Origin of the sequence: Marinobacter sp. CP1, from assembly GCF_001266795.1 — a bacterium.
In the GTDB taxonomy this organism is placed as follows: domain Bacteria; phylum Pseudomonadota; class Gammaproteobacteria; order Pseudomonadales; family Oleiphilaceae; genus Marinobacter; species Marinobacter flavimaris.
In genome coordinates this window covers 1,860,520-1,874,499 of sequence record NZ_CP011929.1, presented here as the reverse complement: position 1 = coordinate 1,874,499, position 13,980 = coordinate 1,860,520, and the positions used below count along the sequence as shown (strand labels likewise).

9 protein-coding genes are annotated in these 13,980 nt (G+C 54.5%); 6 read left to right on the top strand and 3 right to left on the bottom strand.

Features of this window, described 5'->3' with window-relative positions; genetic code table 11:
* Nucleotides 1–105 precede the first annotated feature (105 nt).
* From ACP86_RS08755 to ACP86_RS08730, 6 genes are all read left to right on the top strand, one after another.
* A complete protein-coding gene (locus ACP86_RS08755) occupies nt 106–1,557 on the top strand; it encodes an anti-phage dCTP deaminase (RefSeq protein ID WP_053113358.1) in 1,452 nt (483 codons plus the stop codon).
* A gap of 551 nt (nt 1,558–2,108) precedes the next feature.
* Complete coding sequence (locus ACP86_RS08750) at nt 2,109–2,579, top strand: hypothetical protein (protein WP_053113357.1); 471 nt, start codon at nt 2,109–2,111, stop codon at nt 2,577–2,579.
* A 56-nt stretch (nt 2,580–2,635) separates the two neighbouring features.
* A complete protein-coding gene (locus ACP86_RS08745) occupies nt 2,636–3,595 on the top strand; it encodes a helix-turn-helix transcriptional regulator (RefSeq protein WP_053113356.1) in 960 nt (319 codons plus the stop codon).
* 106 nt (nt 3,596–3,701) lie between these two features.
* The gene (locus ACP86_RS08740) at nt 3,702–5,855 is read left to right on the top strand and encodes a TonB-dependent siderophore receptor (RefSeq protein ID WP_053113355.1); all 2,154 of its coding nucleotides are present in this window, start codon (nt 3,702–3,704) and stop codon (nt 5,853–5,855) included.
* Nucleotides 5,856–6,195: 340 nt separating this feature from the next.
* Nucleotides 6,196–7,701, top strand: a complete 1,506-nt coding sequence (nhaB, locus tag ACP86_RS08735; RefSeq protein WP_053115500.1) for a sodium/proton antiporter NhaB — start codon at nt 6,196–6,198, stop codon at nt 7,699–7,701.
* A 91-nt stretch (nt 7,702–7,792) separates the two neighbouring features.
* Complete coding sequence (locus ACP86_RS08730) at nt 7,793–8,629, top strand: substrate-binding periplasmic protein (protein WP_053113354.1); 837 nt, start codon at nt 7,793–7,795, stop codon at nt 8,627–8,629.
* Between the two features lie 13 nt (nt 8,630–8,642).
* Here the strand turns inward: ACP86_RS08730 and ACP86_RS08725 are convergent, their stop codons facing one another.
* The 3 genes from ACP86_RS08725 to ACP86_RS08715 form a co-directional block, all read right to left on the bottom strand.
* Nucleotides 8,643–9,329 (bottom strand): DUF3047 domain-containing protein, encoded by a 687-nt coding sequence (locus ACP86_RS08725; RefSeq protein ID WP_053115499.1) that lies wholly within the window; start codon nt 9,327–9,329, stop codon nt 8,643–8,645.
* 108 nt (nt 9,330–9,437) lie between these two features.
* Complete coding sequence (locus ACP86_RS08720) at nt 9,438–10,343, bottom strand: DNA-binding response regulator (protein WP_053113353.1); 906 nt, start codon at nt 10,341–10,343, stop codon at nt 9,438–9,440.
* Entirely contained in the window at nt 10,330–13,713 is a 3,384-nt protein-coding gene (locus ACP86_RS08715) for an ATP-binding protein (RefSeq protein WP_053113352.1), read from the bottom strand. The genes ACP86_RS08720 and ACP86_RS08715 overlap by 14 nt, the downstream gene beginning before the upstream one ends.
* Nucleotides 13,714–13,980 lie beyond the last annotated feature (267 nt).

Here is a 13,980-nt window from a genome sequence, read left to right as displayed (position 1 = left end):
CGGATTCCTTGCGTTCCGCGCTTTAATAGATTACTGAGGATCCAGTCTGCGAGCCAAGTACTATCGAGTTTGAAGTGTATAAAAATAAATAAGATGGCGGACATTATGGTTGAGTACGCAAAAGACTGTGAACTGGTTATTGGCCTAGCAAGCCCGGTAGGCGTAAATCATGATGACGTAGAGAGTAGGCTAAGAGATATTTTTGGTCAATTTAATTATGAAGTTAATTATATACATTTGAGCGAGCTTGTTTCAAAGCATTTTGATAAGCGCCCACCTAAAGGTCTAAAAGAAAATGATAGACTTGACTGGGCGATGGAGACTGGAACAGAGCTTCGTAACAGGTATGGTCGCGGCGATTTATATGCGTTGATGGCTATGGATGAAATAAATTTAAATCGAGCTTCTGACCATCAAACAGTCTTGCCAAGAAAGCGCACTGTCCATGTTATTCGATCTTTGAAACATGCCGAAGAGGTTAACACGTTAAGACAAGTATATGGTCAAGGGTTTTTCTTGTTAGGCGTGTCGGCAAGTACAGAAAGCAAGAAGCATTATCTGCGAGAGTTAAAAGGTGTAGAGGACGAAAGTGAGCTCGATAGACTTATTCAGCGAGATGACAAGGAAGTTGATAAGCTTGGACAACAAACAAGAAATGTATTTCAATTGGCAGATGCATTCGCAACAACGGATGATAACACTCGGTTATCGAAGCAGTTGGGGAGAATAGTTGATCTGATATTTTCGCATCCATATCAGCCTCCTACAGAGGAAGAGTACGCCATGTTTATGGCCTATGCCGCATCATTAAGGTCGGCAGATCTGTCGAGACAAGTAGGAGCGGTGCTGACAAATGATATGGGTGACATTGTTTCTACTGGTGCTAACGATGTCCCCAAGTTTGGTGGGGGGCTATATTGGCCGGGCGAGGATGATTGTAGGGACTATGTTCGTAAAGAAGATTCAAATGAAATGCAACGAAATAGAATTATGGAGGAAGTAATAGAGTCCATTGTTGGGAAAGGCGTTGATAAAGCGGAAATTGAAACTTATAAGAGTAAGCTTTCAAAAACAAGAATTGGTGATTTAACTGAATTTGGCCGAGCAGTACATGCGGAAATGGAGGCATTATTACAAGCCTCAAGGAACGGGATATCTATACGAGGGGCTAGGTTATATACTACCACTTTCCCATGTCACAACTGCGCAAAGCATATTGTTGTATCTGGGGCAAAAGAGGTTGTTTACATAGAGCCTTATCCAAAAAGTTTCGCGACAACGTTGCACGATGACTCTATTAATGACTTGGAAGAGCCAGTATTAAATAAGGTGAACTTTAGACAGTTTGTTGGGATTGGTCCTAGGAAATTTATCGACTTGTTTTCGATGAACTTAGGGAATGGGAGAAAGATAAAAAGAAAGGAAAATGGAGTAGTGGTGAGTTGGAGTAGAGGGACTGCAGAACTCAGAGTGCCAATGTCACCGCTCTCTTATCTAGAGTCTGAAACAGATAGCGTGAATCTATTTTCCAGTTTAGTAGGGGGCAGAAATGAATGAACACGAATTGATAAAGAAGAACCACGAAAGAGCTCAGGAGATTGTGAACTCTTGGCCCTCCTGGAAGCGCGAGTTCTCAAAAGTACATTGTTCTTCTGATGTAAAAAGCTTCAATGATCAAGGGCCTAAAGAAAAGCGAACTTGATGACAGTTGTGATAGGAGAGACTGTAGTTTCCCCGCAATTGATATTGAATGCTAAAGATGGTCCTTTAAAAATTATTGAACCTTAGTAAGGCTGTGTTGGGCAAACGACACTGGCCCTTAGCATACGTTGGGAGTCCTAAATCCTGAGTGTCAGAACTAATGAAAGGATCTCCTCACATCGGAAAAAATGTCAAAGTTTATTGTCAATGGATTGTGTAGGCCAGATCTTGTTTGTGTCGAAAAATATCAAACTTTAGAAATCGCTCGGCCTCAAAATGCGCGAAAATGAGGCCGGTTCTTATCAAACATTAATGTCCTCTGACACTTGATCACAGAACAAACGTTTTCTTGTATTTCACGATAATGATAATTATTATCATTATCGTGAATAAACAAGGAGAACGTGATGGAATTTCTGTGTCCCAATCACCGCCAACAGTTCGCGGACCTGCCGCTGGAAGAACGCAAAGACCTGTGGCTGTTCTGGATGGAGAATGCCCACGACTGCAGTGAGCAGGGGCAGTGGCGGGATGTTATCTCGCTGGCTGGCAGCGCCTTCGATCTTGCTTGCCTGCACGGGCCGCGGGATGAATCCTGCATGCACATCGAACTGACTCTCTCAGCCATACTGGTCTCCCGGGCCCTTTCTGATCGCGGTGAGCGGGCCGGTATGGACGCGGTGATTCTCCGGGCACTGGAGAGCCTTCAGCACCCGGACCATGCCGCCCCCATCGACGGTTGCTGTGATATCCACGACAGCGTTTCTGTGCTTATAGATCCTTCACGGCACGCAGACTTTTTTGCCGACTACCTGAACTGGCCCTCCTTACCTTTCGTTCCACCAAAACGGGCAACTATGATACGGACGCTCCATTGACCTCGTAACCGGACAAACACAGGCACAGTTAGCAAACCAGGTTGGATAGGCGTGGAGTGGGCAGGTTGCACACATTCAGTCAGGCAGATTTCGAACGTTTCGGGCAGCTTTACGACATAGAATTTCGGTTCCCGGCCATCCAGGGCGACACCAGAAGTGATGACCGTATCGTTGCCCGGGGTGAGATTGCCGAGTACAGCCTGGCATCGGGTTTTCGGTTTACGTTTTCTTCGCTTCAGGTGCTCCAGGCGTATGAATCAGTCTCTTCTGGTCATGCGCCGTTGCTTGTGCTGGTCGTTCTGGATGGCATCGTTGAGCTTACCCTCGGGTCGGTCGAACACGTTTTGTCACCGGGTGATGCTGTCAGCATGCAGCTGCACCCGGACTATCCGTTACGGGCGCACCAGCCTGAGCAAGAGCATCTGCAAATTGTGGCACTCGCTTTCGACCCACGCGGCGCAACATTGGGCCACGTCTCCTCCAGCTTACAAGACCTGACCATTCTTCCCAGGGTTCCCATGCGCCAATGGAGTGTGCCCCACCCGTTCGAGGAGTTGCTGCGGACCCATGCACGCCTCACGATGACCGTCGCCCAGAAAAGCCTGGTTTTGGAGGGCCTCGCGCTGCAGCTTGCCGGATTGGGTCTGGCAGGCGACGAGCATGAATCCCCGGATGTTCCGGTGGTTCCGGTCCAGCAACGTCAGCGACTTGAGCTCGTAAGGCAGCATCTGGAGTTCACTCCGGACCATGACCACACCCTAAAGGACCTCGCACAGATGGCTGCCATGAGCCCAAGCGGCCTGCGAGCGAAATTCCGGGCGATGTACGGAGTGCCGGTGTTCGACTATCTCAGAAAATGCCGACTTCGATTGGCAAAGCATTATCTGGAGCAAGGCTTCAGTGTTGAACAGAGCGCGAACAGGGTGGGTTACACCCACGCGACCAATTTTTCGACGGCGTTTCGCCGAGAGTTCGGCTTTTCTCCCCGACAACGGGCGGCCAATCACAAGAAATAGCATTGCGCACAGGTTTTTTGGCTTCTGGAATACCAAAACTAGGATCTAAACGACAATAATTCGCATTACACTTAAACCTGTAAAGCGCGTTGTTTGGAGCTGATCAATGAATTCGTTACGTGATAATCGCCAGTACTTACTCCCGTCCGGCCTGGCCGTGGCCATAGCCGGGGTTCTGGCAAGCCCGATACTGTACGCGCAGGAAGCGAATATTACCGAGCTGGATGCCATTGAAGTATCGGCAGATGCCGCCGAACCGAGCGGCACCGCACCGAGTGATGGCTACACCGCAGAGGCGACCGTTACCGGCACGAAAACAACCACCAACGTGGTTGAAACGCCCCAGTCCATTTCCACAGTCACAGCGGATCAGATCGAGGACCAGAACGCGGCCAACCTGGGCGAAGTTCTGCGTTATACAGCCGGCGCCCGAGGCGAGACCTTTGGTTTCGAGCCGCGCACCACGTTTCTGAGAATACGCGGCTTCGATGTGGCCACCAGTGGCTTGTTTCGTGACAACCTGAAACTGGCGAACCCCGGCTTTGCCGCCGGTTACAGTCTGGAGCCCTATGGCGCCGAGCGCATTGATGTGCTCAAGGGGCCTTCTTCCGTTCTGTACGGACAAGCGGGCCCGGGTGGGTTGGTGAACTATGTGTCCAAACGTCCTACTTTCGACACCCGTCGAGAAGTGCGCGTTGAGGCTGGTACCAACGATCTGGTCCAGGGTCAGTTTGATATCAGTGGGGCGGTGAATGACAGTGATACCCTCGCGGTTCGCCTGGTAGGCCTGGTTCGCGACAGCGAAACCCAGGTGGATTTCGTCAACGACGACCGAAAGTACCTGGCCCCCAGCCTGACCTGGCAGCCCACGGACGCCACCCGACTGACGGTATTGGCGCACTGGCAGTACGACGATACCCAGCCATCTCAACGTTACCCGTTGCAGGGCACGTTGGAGCCAAATCCGAATGGACCGATTCCTGACAACCGGTTTACCGGCGAGCCAGGGTACGATGCCTATGAGCGTCGCGAGAGTGCCATTGGTTACGAGTTTGAGCACCGCATCAATGACCAGATAGTTCTGCGTCAGAATGTCCGGGACTACCGTAACGATGTTGACGACCAGACCATCTACACCACCGGCTTGCTGGCGGATCAGAGAACCATTACCCGGTCACGCTTCGACAGTTTCGGTCGCATTGACGGACTGGCCATGGATAACCAGCTGCAGTTGACTGCCCAGACGGGCTCGGCAGAACATACCGTTTTGGTCGGCCTTGACCATCAGGATATCGATGTGTCATCCCGGCAGTTCTTTGGGGCCGCAAGTAACCTGGACATCTATGATCCTGTCTATGGGGCGCCTGTCCCTGATGCCCCATTGTTTAAAGACGAGGACGGACAACTCAAACAGACCGGCATTTACCTCCAGGATCAGATCCGGGTAGACCGTTGGACGGTTTCCCTTGGCGGCCGGTATGACGTGGCCCGTTCCGAGACACTCAATAATCTCACCGGCGCCACAGCTAGCCGGGAAGACGAGGCCTTCACTGGTCGTGCCGGTGCCAGTTACCAGTTCGCGAATGGCTTTGCCCCCTATGTGAGCTACATGGAGTCGTTTCTCCCCACCACAGGTATCGATGCGGCCGGCAACCCGTTCGAGCCCGAAACCGCACACCAATATGAGGTGGGCGTAAAGTACCAGCCCAATACGGACACGCTGGTGACACTGGCCTGGTTCGACCTGACCCGGGAAGACTACCTGACCACCAACCCATCGACCTTCGCCAATGAGCAGAAGGGCGAGGCCAACTCACAGGGCCTTGAGATGGAAGCGCGCACCCGTCTGTTCCATGCGCTGGATGTGATCGCCAGCTATAGCTATACCGACGCCGAGATCACCAAAGCCAGCAATCCGGTGGAAGAGGGCGAGCCGCTGGAATACACACCGGAACATGAAGCGGCCTTGTGGGGAAAATACAGCTTCCGGGGCGGCATGCTGCATGGCCTGGGGCTGGGTGCCGGCGTGCGTTACATCGGCGAGAGTTTTGGCGCGGCGTTCAATGCGGATAATTCTGCCCTGGAAGTACCGGATGTCACCCTGGTGGATGCTGCGATTACCTACGACATTGGCCAGGTGTCGCTGGGGCTGCATGCCCAGAACCTGCTGGACGAACAGTATGTAGCAACGGCTTTCGACAGCTCCGGTACGTATGGCACCCGTCGTGAAGTGACCGGTTCCGTTACTTACCGGTTCTGATTGCATTATCCTCCCGGCGCAGGGACGCGCCGGCTCCGACCCATTTTCTCAACAGACCCTATCAGTGTCCTTCCCCCAGAACATTTGTGTATTTTTTTCACAAAGCGACCTCACAGCCACGCAAATCGGTTAAAATACGCGCGCTACATCTTTGTTGATCAAGTAATACTACGAAGATATCTGTGTTGATCAGCGCCCATTCCCCATTTGCTTGTTAGTAAGACCAAAATCGGTCTTCATTTTGTACCTTTGGCCCATACCCCGGTACGCAAATATCAAGGAAGATGCGGGCCTGCTGGCACACAATACCAATAACCCGTTTTCTCAGAAGATTTCCGTAATGCCCAATACCGTTATCTCCGGCTTTACCCACAACTTCCTTGGCAAGGCGCCCGTCTGGTACAAGCAGGTGATCCTGCTGTTTCTTGTCGCCAACCCGATTGTCATGTGGACCCTGGGGCCCGGAACGGCCGGCTGGCTTCTGATCGCAGAGTTTATTTTTACTCTTGCCATGGCCCTGAAATGTTACCCGCTTCTGCCGGGTGGCCTGCTGGCGGTAGAGGCATTGCTGATTGGCCTGACCACGCCGGATGCAGTGTATCTGGAAGTGCTAACCAACTTCCCGGTGATCCTGCTGCTGATGTTCATGGTGGCGGGCATCTACTTCATGAAGGAACTGCTGCTGGTGACGTTCACCCAGATTCTGGTGGGTGTGCGTTCCAAGTCGGCGTTATCGTTGCTGTTCTGTAGCGCAGCAGCACTGCTTTCGGCCTTCCTCGATGCACTGACGGTTACCGCGGTTATTATTAGCGTGGCGGTCGGGTTTTACGCGGTTTACCACAAGGTGGCCTCCGGCAAGGGCTACCAGCACAAGGACCACAACGCGGGCAGCGATGACGAAGTAATCGAGCTGCACCGTGAAGATCTGGAAAATTTCCGGGCGTTCTTGCGCAGCCTTTTGATGCATGGTGCTATCGGTACCGCGTTGGGCGGCGTTGCCACCATGGTAGGTGAGCCCCAGAATCTGTTGATTGCCAAAGTCGTGGGTTGGGACTTTGCCGGTTTCTTCCTGCACATGGCGCCAGTGAGTTTGCCGGTATTGGCGGCTGGTTTATTTACCTGCTGGGCCCTGGAGAAGCTGCGTTGGTTTGGCTACGGCGGGCGTTTGCCCAAGCCTGTGCGTCAGGTGCTGGAAGAATTTGCGGAGAACGAGCGGACCAAGCGGACCAAGGCTGATCAGGCGGCTCTCTGGGTACAAGCCTTTGCCGCCGCGATCCTGGTGGTGGGCCTCGCTTTCCATCTCGCCGAGGTCGGCCTGATTGGCCTGCTGGTCATCATCCTGATTACCTCCTTTACCGGCGTTACCGACGAGCATCAAATTGGCAAGGCCTTCCAGGAATCCCTGCCGTTTACCTCGCTGCTGGTGGTGTTTTTCGCGGTGGTTGCGGTGATCCACGAACAGCACCTGTTCAAGCCGATTATTGATTACGTGCTGTCGCTTCCGGAAGCCCGGCAGCCTGGCATGTTCTTCATTGCCAACGGCGTGCTCTCAATGATCAGCGATAACGTCTTCGTAGCGACTGTTTATATCAGCGAAGTCAAACAGGCTCTGGATGCAGGGGCCATCAGCTACGAGCATTTCCAGAAGTTGGCAGTTGCCATCAACACAGGTACCAACCTTCCCAGCGTTGCGACTCCCAATGGCCAGGCGGCTTTCCTGTTCCTGCTGACGTCTGCCATAGCGCCGCTGGTTCGGCTGTCCTACGGCAAGATGGTGGTGATGGCGTTTCCCTACATGCTGGTAATGGGCGGTGTTGGTCTGTACATGGTTATCAACCATATTTGACATTATGTTCGGATTTTTGCGGGCGGTGTCAGTGCAGATCTTTCCGGGTCTGTTAATCTTTGGCTAAACAGACCCGAACAATACGGATTCCATGCCCAGAAACTGCCCGGTCCATTCTTCCCGACTCTCTGAAGCCATGCATTTGACCGTTGTCCGGCTTTGGATATTGCTGGTAGGTTTATTATTTACGTCCGCCTCCCTTGGCGCGTCGGAATCCGTAAACAAGACTCTGCGCATTGCCTATGTGGAGTTTCCCCCCATTACCTATCAGGCCAGCGATGGCCGCCCTGCTGGCAGCTTTATAGAGCTTACCCGGAAGATCGCTGTGGAAGCGGGTTACGAGCCGGAATTTCTCTTCTTGCCCATCAGCCGGGTATACCTGTATCTGCGCAACGGTAGAATTGACGTTTGGCCAGGTTCGGCCAACGTTCCTGCCCTTAACGGTGAAGTTCTTGAGACCTGGGTCACTCCCCTCGCGACCCAGCTCAGTGCCTGGTATCTGGAGGGAACCGAACCACTTACACATTTTGATCAACTGCAGGGCAAGACCGTCATCACGATAGGCGGGTACACCTATGGAGGGCTCTTGTACTGGCTGGAGGCGGAAGGTTCGATTGACGTCACCCAGGCTCCAAACTATCGGGCTGCTCTGGAAATGCTCAAGCTTGGCCGAGGCCATTACCTGTTTGGGCATCGGGATCCGGTCGTGGAAACCCTGACCATGCCCAAAGACGAGAAAATCCGTGAATCGGCGATCCGTTTGAGGAATCTGACCTGGCTGTTCTCGCTGGCCAATCCCCGGGCAGCGATCCTGCGGGAAGAGTTCAATGATGCCTACATCCGTCTGGCTGAAAAGGGTGAAGTGCCGCCGATACGAAACCTTGGAGAAAGCTTTGTGATCCCCGGATTTCCCGAGCAATACCGTTAGTAGTGTTCAGGGCTCAGGAATCCGGGTTCAGAAGGATGTCCCCATACCAGGCCGTGGCCTTTTCACCGGTGTTGTCCGAATCCGACATGATGGCAATGCCCACGACCGGTGGCGGTTCCTCGCCAAACGCTTCCCGATAATCGGCCATGATATCCCGCTCCACCGTGACCCATTCGCCGACCTGTTCTGATCCGGAATTCACGGCAATCATCATGGTTTTCTCGGTGTACGGGTTGGGCACAATCTCGCCCTTCGGGAGAGTATTGGCCCAGATGTAGTTGAGGGCATTGCCCGGCAGGGACTCACCGAATAACACCTCGACTGTCTTGCGTTTGGCGCGCTCGAAAAACCCCGCCTTCTCGGGCTGGAACTCGAACGCCACATAGATTCTGGCCGGGTAATCGTCCCCGGACTTTTCCCGGGCATCCCCGTTTTCGAAGACATTCGAGACCTTCCAGCGCCATTGCAGAATCAGCGAATCGGTTGGCTCCAGCCTGACCCGTGCGATCAGTCCCGACGCACCGCCGTCCGTGGTCGCCCGCACGACCTGCTGACCGTATTCGGTTGTCAGTTCATAGCGGCTGAGCTGATCTATCTTGGGGAATTCCAGAGGCTCCCAGCCATCATTCAGGGACTGCATTTCCGAGAAAGGTGTGAGCGGGGATGGTGTCTGTGCCAACAACAGCCCTGACAGGCCCATCAGAACCAGCACTGATAAAAATGTGGCAGTCTTTCTCATCGAGCTTCTCGCTTTCAAGATCACAGTACCCCGATGGACAGACGCTATGAGCAAAAGTGCCCGAGGCCATTACTGGATTGCGAGCAAGCGGATTGCACTGGCTGCGGCCGCCGTCCGGTTTTCTACGCCCAGTTTCCGGAATACCTGCTCCAGGTGTTTGTTAACGGTTCGGGGACTCATATCCAGGATCTGGCCTATCTCCCGGTTGGTCTTGCCGTTCGCGATCCAGAGTAACACGTCGGATTCTCTCAGTGTCAGCTCGAACCGTTGCCGCAGGGCTGCTGTTGCGCTGTTCTGGTTCTGTGGTGTTTTCAGCCGCAGCAGGTATTCCCGGTTATCCACAAGGGCAAGAAACTCTACCGTTCTGTCGATGCCCATGATTTCGACTGGCATGCTGTGGCCCGGCTCGGGACGGTGGCCCAGCCATTCCTCCAGTCTGGCACGTACCTCGGGGAATTCGGGATGCGCTGCGTCGGGCAGGTACTGGCAAACCTGTGGCGTGCCCCACAGCAAGTTCGCCTCGCGGTCCACCGCAAACAGGTTCTGACCGGCCGTATCCAGGGCGCTACGAGCACTGCGGGTCATGCGGGCGTTCGTCAGGTGTACATCCATTCTGGCCAGAAGTTCGGTGGTGTTAATCGGTTTGGTCACGTAATCCACGCCACCGGCGTTGAGCCCCATAACAACGTGCTCGGTATCGCTTAGACCGGTCATGAAGATGATAGGAATATCGGCGAACGCAGGGTTCTCTTTCAATCGACGACAGGTTTCAAAGCCGTCCATATGGGGCATCAAAGCGTCCATCAACACCACATCCGGGGTGATGTTCTGGCTTATCGTAAGGGCCTGGTTTCCTTCCAGCGCAACGAGCACCGTCATACCTGCCTCTTCCATGGCATCGTTGATCATTCGAATGGAGTCGACTGCGTCATCTACGACCATCACGACAGTCTTCCGGTCATTATGAAGCTTCATGTTCGGCTACCTCGAGTAGTTCAAGAATTTTCTCAAACTGGAAATCGTTGGTGAGTCTGGTGAGCTCAATCGCAAAGGGTTCGGCCGCCTCGCCGCTGTGTTTCAGGTCATGCAATGCCTCAAGCAGGCCTTTCCGGTGTCCGATCCGGGCCAGAGTGGCCAGAGCCAGGCGATGCTCCATTTTGGGTAAAGGCAAAACGCCATGGTCGGGTGCTGGAATAGCCGCCATGGGATCCGGGCTCTTATCGAATCGCCAATTGAGATCCAGCACGCTGGCAATGGTGTCGAGCAACAGGTTCAGCCGAACCGGTTTGATGATGTAGCCATCGTGCAGACGCGGTGAGTCTGCGGCGTGGTGGCCCTCGTTAGCGTCGGCAGAGACCATCACGACAGGCATGGTGTGCTTGTGCTGTCGTAGCATTGCCAGGACTTCCCAGCCGCTTTGGCCCGGCATGGACACGTCGAGAAGCACAAGGTCAGGGCGTTCAGCCTCAATGGTTGCCAAAACCTGCAGAGCATTGCCAAGATCGACGATTTCAAAGCCCAGTGGCGAGAGCATGGCCCGCATGACCTGGCGGTGGGACACATCGTCATCCACCAGCAGTACCTTTCGCCGCGAACCGTGGTAACCGTAGATGCGCTTGGCCGGCATTGATATCGAGCGGGGTGTCGAAGAATGCAGGCTTGATAGCATCAGACTGACCCGGAAGACACTACCCTGGCCCGGTACACTCTCCAGCGAGATATCGCCACCCATGATTTCCGTGAGCAGGCGGGTAATGGTCAGACCCAGGCCTGTGCCGGCCCGGCTTTGCCCCGGTGTCCGGATACGTTCGAAGGGTCGGAAGATGCGTTCCACATTCTCAGGGGCTATGCCTTCCCCGGTATCGCGTACGGTGAACTCGGCGACCTGACTGCGATAACGCAGGGTCAGGGAGACGCCGCCCCGATCCGTGTATTTGATGGCGTTGGAGAGAAGATTGATCAGAATCTGGCGCAGCCGCTTCTCATCGGTGGTGACCATTTCCGGAAGCGGGTTGGGGCAGTGGTAATCGAAGGCCAGGCCTTTATCTTCTGCCTGCAGGCGGAACATGGTCACCAGTTGCTCCATCAACAGCTCTATTCGAACCTGATCGCGGTGCAGGTCCAGGCGGCCAGCCTCGATCTTGGAAATATCCAACAGCCCCTCTATCAGATCGGCGAGGTACTCACCGCTGCGGCGAATGACGCCGAGGGCTTCCTTGCGGTGGGAGGGAATGGTCTCGTCGTTTTCCATCAACTGGGCATAGCCGAGGATGGCATTGAGCGGGGAACGGAGTTCGTGACTGATCCCCGTCAAGTAGCGACTTTTCGCCCCGTTGGCGGCCTCCGCCTGTTCCTTTGCCTGCTGAAGAGCCTGGTCGGTCCGTTCGTGGGCGACGATCTCTTCCATCAGGAGGCGATTCTGGCGACGGGACTCTTCCTCGGCCACCACCCGGCTTTCGTGGGCGAGCACGAACAGCCAACAGATCACGCCGGTCACGATCACCAGAATGAAGAACACCTTCCACAGGGTTACCGATAAAAGAATGCCTTCAGCGGGTGAAGCGACCGGCGTCTTGAAATAGATCAGGGACAGCAGCAGGCCGGAAAGGCCGTTGATGAGCACCAGCAGGCTCAGAAAATGCCCGAGCCTTGAGCGCAGACCGGCCAAGACCGGTTTTGGCATCAGGCTCCCGAGAAACTGATTGAGCTGTTCCTGATATCCGGCCCCCGGTTTGCAGGCGTCTGCGCAACGGGCATCGAGTGAACAGCACAGTGAACAGATGGTGCCGTCATACGCGGGACAATGGGTGAGATCTTCCGGTTCGAAGTGATGTTCACAAATCGTGCATTGCACGAGCTGATGGTCAGTAGCGATGGGGACGAATGGCCGTGCTGTGTAGAAACGGCCACCGGTTTTCCAGGCGATCAGAGGCGCCATGATCAGCGCGACTCCCATGGCGATAAAATGGGACAGAGCCTCCGGATAGACGCCCAGTATGCCGGTGTGGCAGATGATTCCTACTACAGAGGCCGTCAGCATGGCACCAACGCCGACCGGGTTGATGTCGTACAGGTGGGCACGTTTGAACTCAATGTGTGCGGGACTGAGCCCCAGTGGTTTGTTGATCACCAGATCCGCCACCAGCGAACCAACCCAGGCAATGGCGACGATGCCATAGAAACCCAGGGTTTCCTCCAGCGCCCGGTAAACACCCAGTTCCATCACCAGCAAGGCAATCGCGACGTTGAAAAACAGCCAGACAACTCGTCCGGGGTGGCTGTGGGTGAGTCGCGAGAAGAAGTTGGACCAGGCGATGGAGCCGGCATAGGCATTGGTAACGTTGATCTTGAGCTGGCAAAGAATGACGAAAATGCCCGCCATCGCCAGGGAGATCTCGGGCGAATGGGTAATGTAATTGAAGGCGATCAGATACATCTGGGTAGGATCAGCCGCCTCCGAGGCGGTAACGCCCTGTTTCAGGGCAAGAACCGCAAGAAAGGAGCCCGCCAGGATTTTCAACATGCCGATCACAATCCAGCCAGGTCCGCCTGCCATAACGGCGGCCCACCAACGTCGCTTTTCCCGGGCATTGCGGGGTTCTGGAATGAAGCGCAGGAAATCCACCTGCTCGCCGATCTGGGCAATCAATGAGAACACCACAGCCGCCGCAGCCCCGAACATAACGATGCTGAAGCCACCGGAATCAACCGGGTTAAGTCCCTCGAACTGTGTCCAGTCGCTGACTGAAGAGGCATCGGCGTAAACAATAAAAACAAAAGGCACCAGTTGGAGAAAAATGAAGGCTGGCTGGGTCCAGACCTGGAACCGGCTGATCGTGGTGATCCCGTGGATTACAAAGGGAATGATCACCACGGAGCAAATCAGGTAGCCGAGAACCAGGGGAACCCCGAACAGCATTTCCAGCGCCATGGCCATGATGGCGGCCTCGATGGCGAAAAAGATAAACGTGAACGAGGCGTAGATCAGCGAGGTGATGGTGGAGCCTATATAGCCAAAGCCGGCACCGCGAGTCAGCAGGTCAATGTCGACGCCATAACGGGCCGCGTAGTAACTGATCGGGATGGCGGTGAGGAAGATCACCAGACTGACGGCCAGTATCGCGGCGACCGCATTGTCGAATCCGTAGTGGAGGGTAATGGAGCCGCCGATGGCTTCCAGTGCCAGAAAGGAGATGGCGCCCAGGGCTGTGTTGCTTACCCGGGCCGCGGACCAGCGCCGGGCACTCTTGGCGGTAAAGCGAAGCGCATAGTCTTCCAGGGTCTGGTTGGCTACCCACTGGTTGTAGCTGCGCCGAACCCGAAAAATATTCTGTCTTGCCGCCATGACTGCCTTGCCTTTGGTGTTTGAGTGCCCCGCGTTAGTGCAGCTTCAAGCTGAAATGCACCGGATGAGAAAGCCGGAACAATATCCGTGCCATAGACCGGTGCAGGAATGTTCTTCTTCTGCATGCCTGCGTTTTTAGCCTGTCCTGTTGGTTACAGGAATGCGTCAAATGACGTAGCGCGCTGGGGCGATTGCCGAATGGGCACCTGTACGGGTGCCGAGCAGAATGATTCTCGTGGGCACTGTGCTTTCGAAGGGAAGCGCGGA

Excerpts from the sequence above, each read along its gene's own strand:
- ACP86_RS08755 (WP_053113358.1), top strand. The coding sequence starts at position 106 with ATGGTTGAGTACGCAAAAGACTGTGAACTGGTTATTGGCCTAGCAAGC.
- ACP86_RS08750 (WP_053113357.1), top strand. The coding sequence starts at position 2,109 with ATGGAATTTCTGTGTCCCAATCACCGCCAACAGTTCGCGGACCTGCCG.
- ACP86_RS08740 (WP_053113355.1), top strand. The coding sequence starts at position 3,702 with ATGAATTCGTTACGTGATAATCGCCAGTACTTACTCCCGTCCGGCCTG.
- nhaB (WP_053115500.1), top strand. The coding sequence starts at position 6,196 with ATGCCCAATACCGTTATCTCCGGCTTTACCCACAACTTCCTTGGCAAG.
- ACP86_RS08730 (WP_053113354.1), top strand. The coding sequence starts at position 7,793 with ATGCCCAGAAACTGCCCGGTCCATTCTTCCCGACTCTCTGAAGCCATG.
- ACP86_RS08725 (WP_053115499.1), bottom strand. The coding sequence starts at position 9,329 with ATGGGCCTGTCAGGGCTGTTGTTGGCACAGACACCATCCCCGCTCACA.
- ACP86_RS08720 (WP_053113353.1), bottom strand. The coding sequence starts at position 10,343 with ATGAAGCTTCATAATGACCGGAAGACTGTCGTGATGGTCGTAGATGAC.
- ACP86_RS08715 (WP_053113352.1), bottom strand. The coding sequence starts at position 13,713 with ATGGCGGCAAGACAGAATATTTTTCGGGTTCGGCGCAGCTACAACCAG.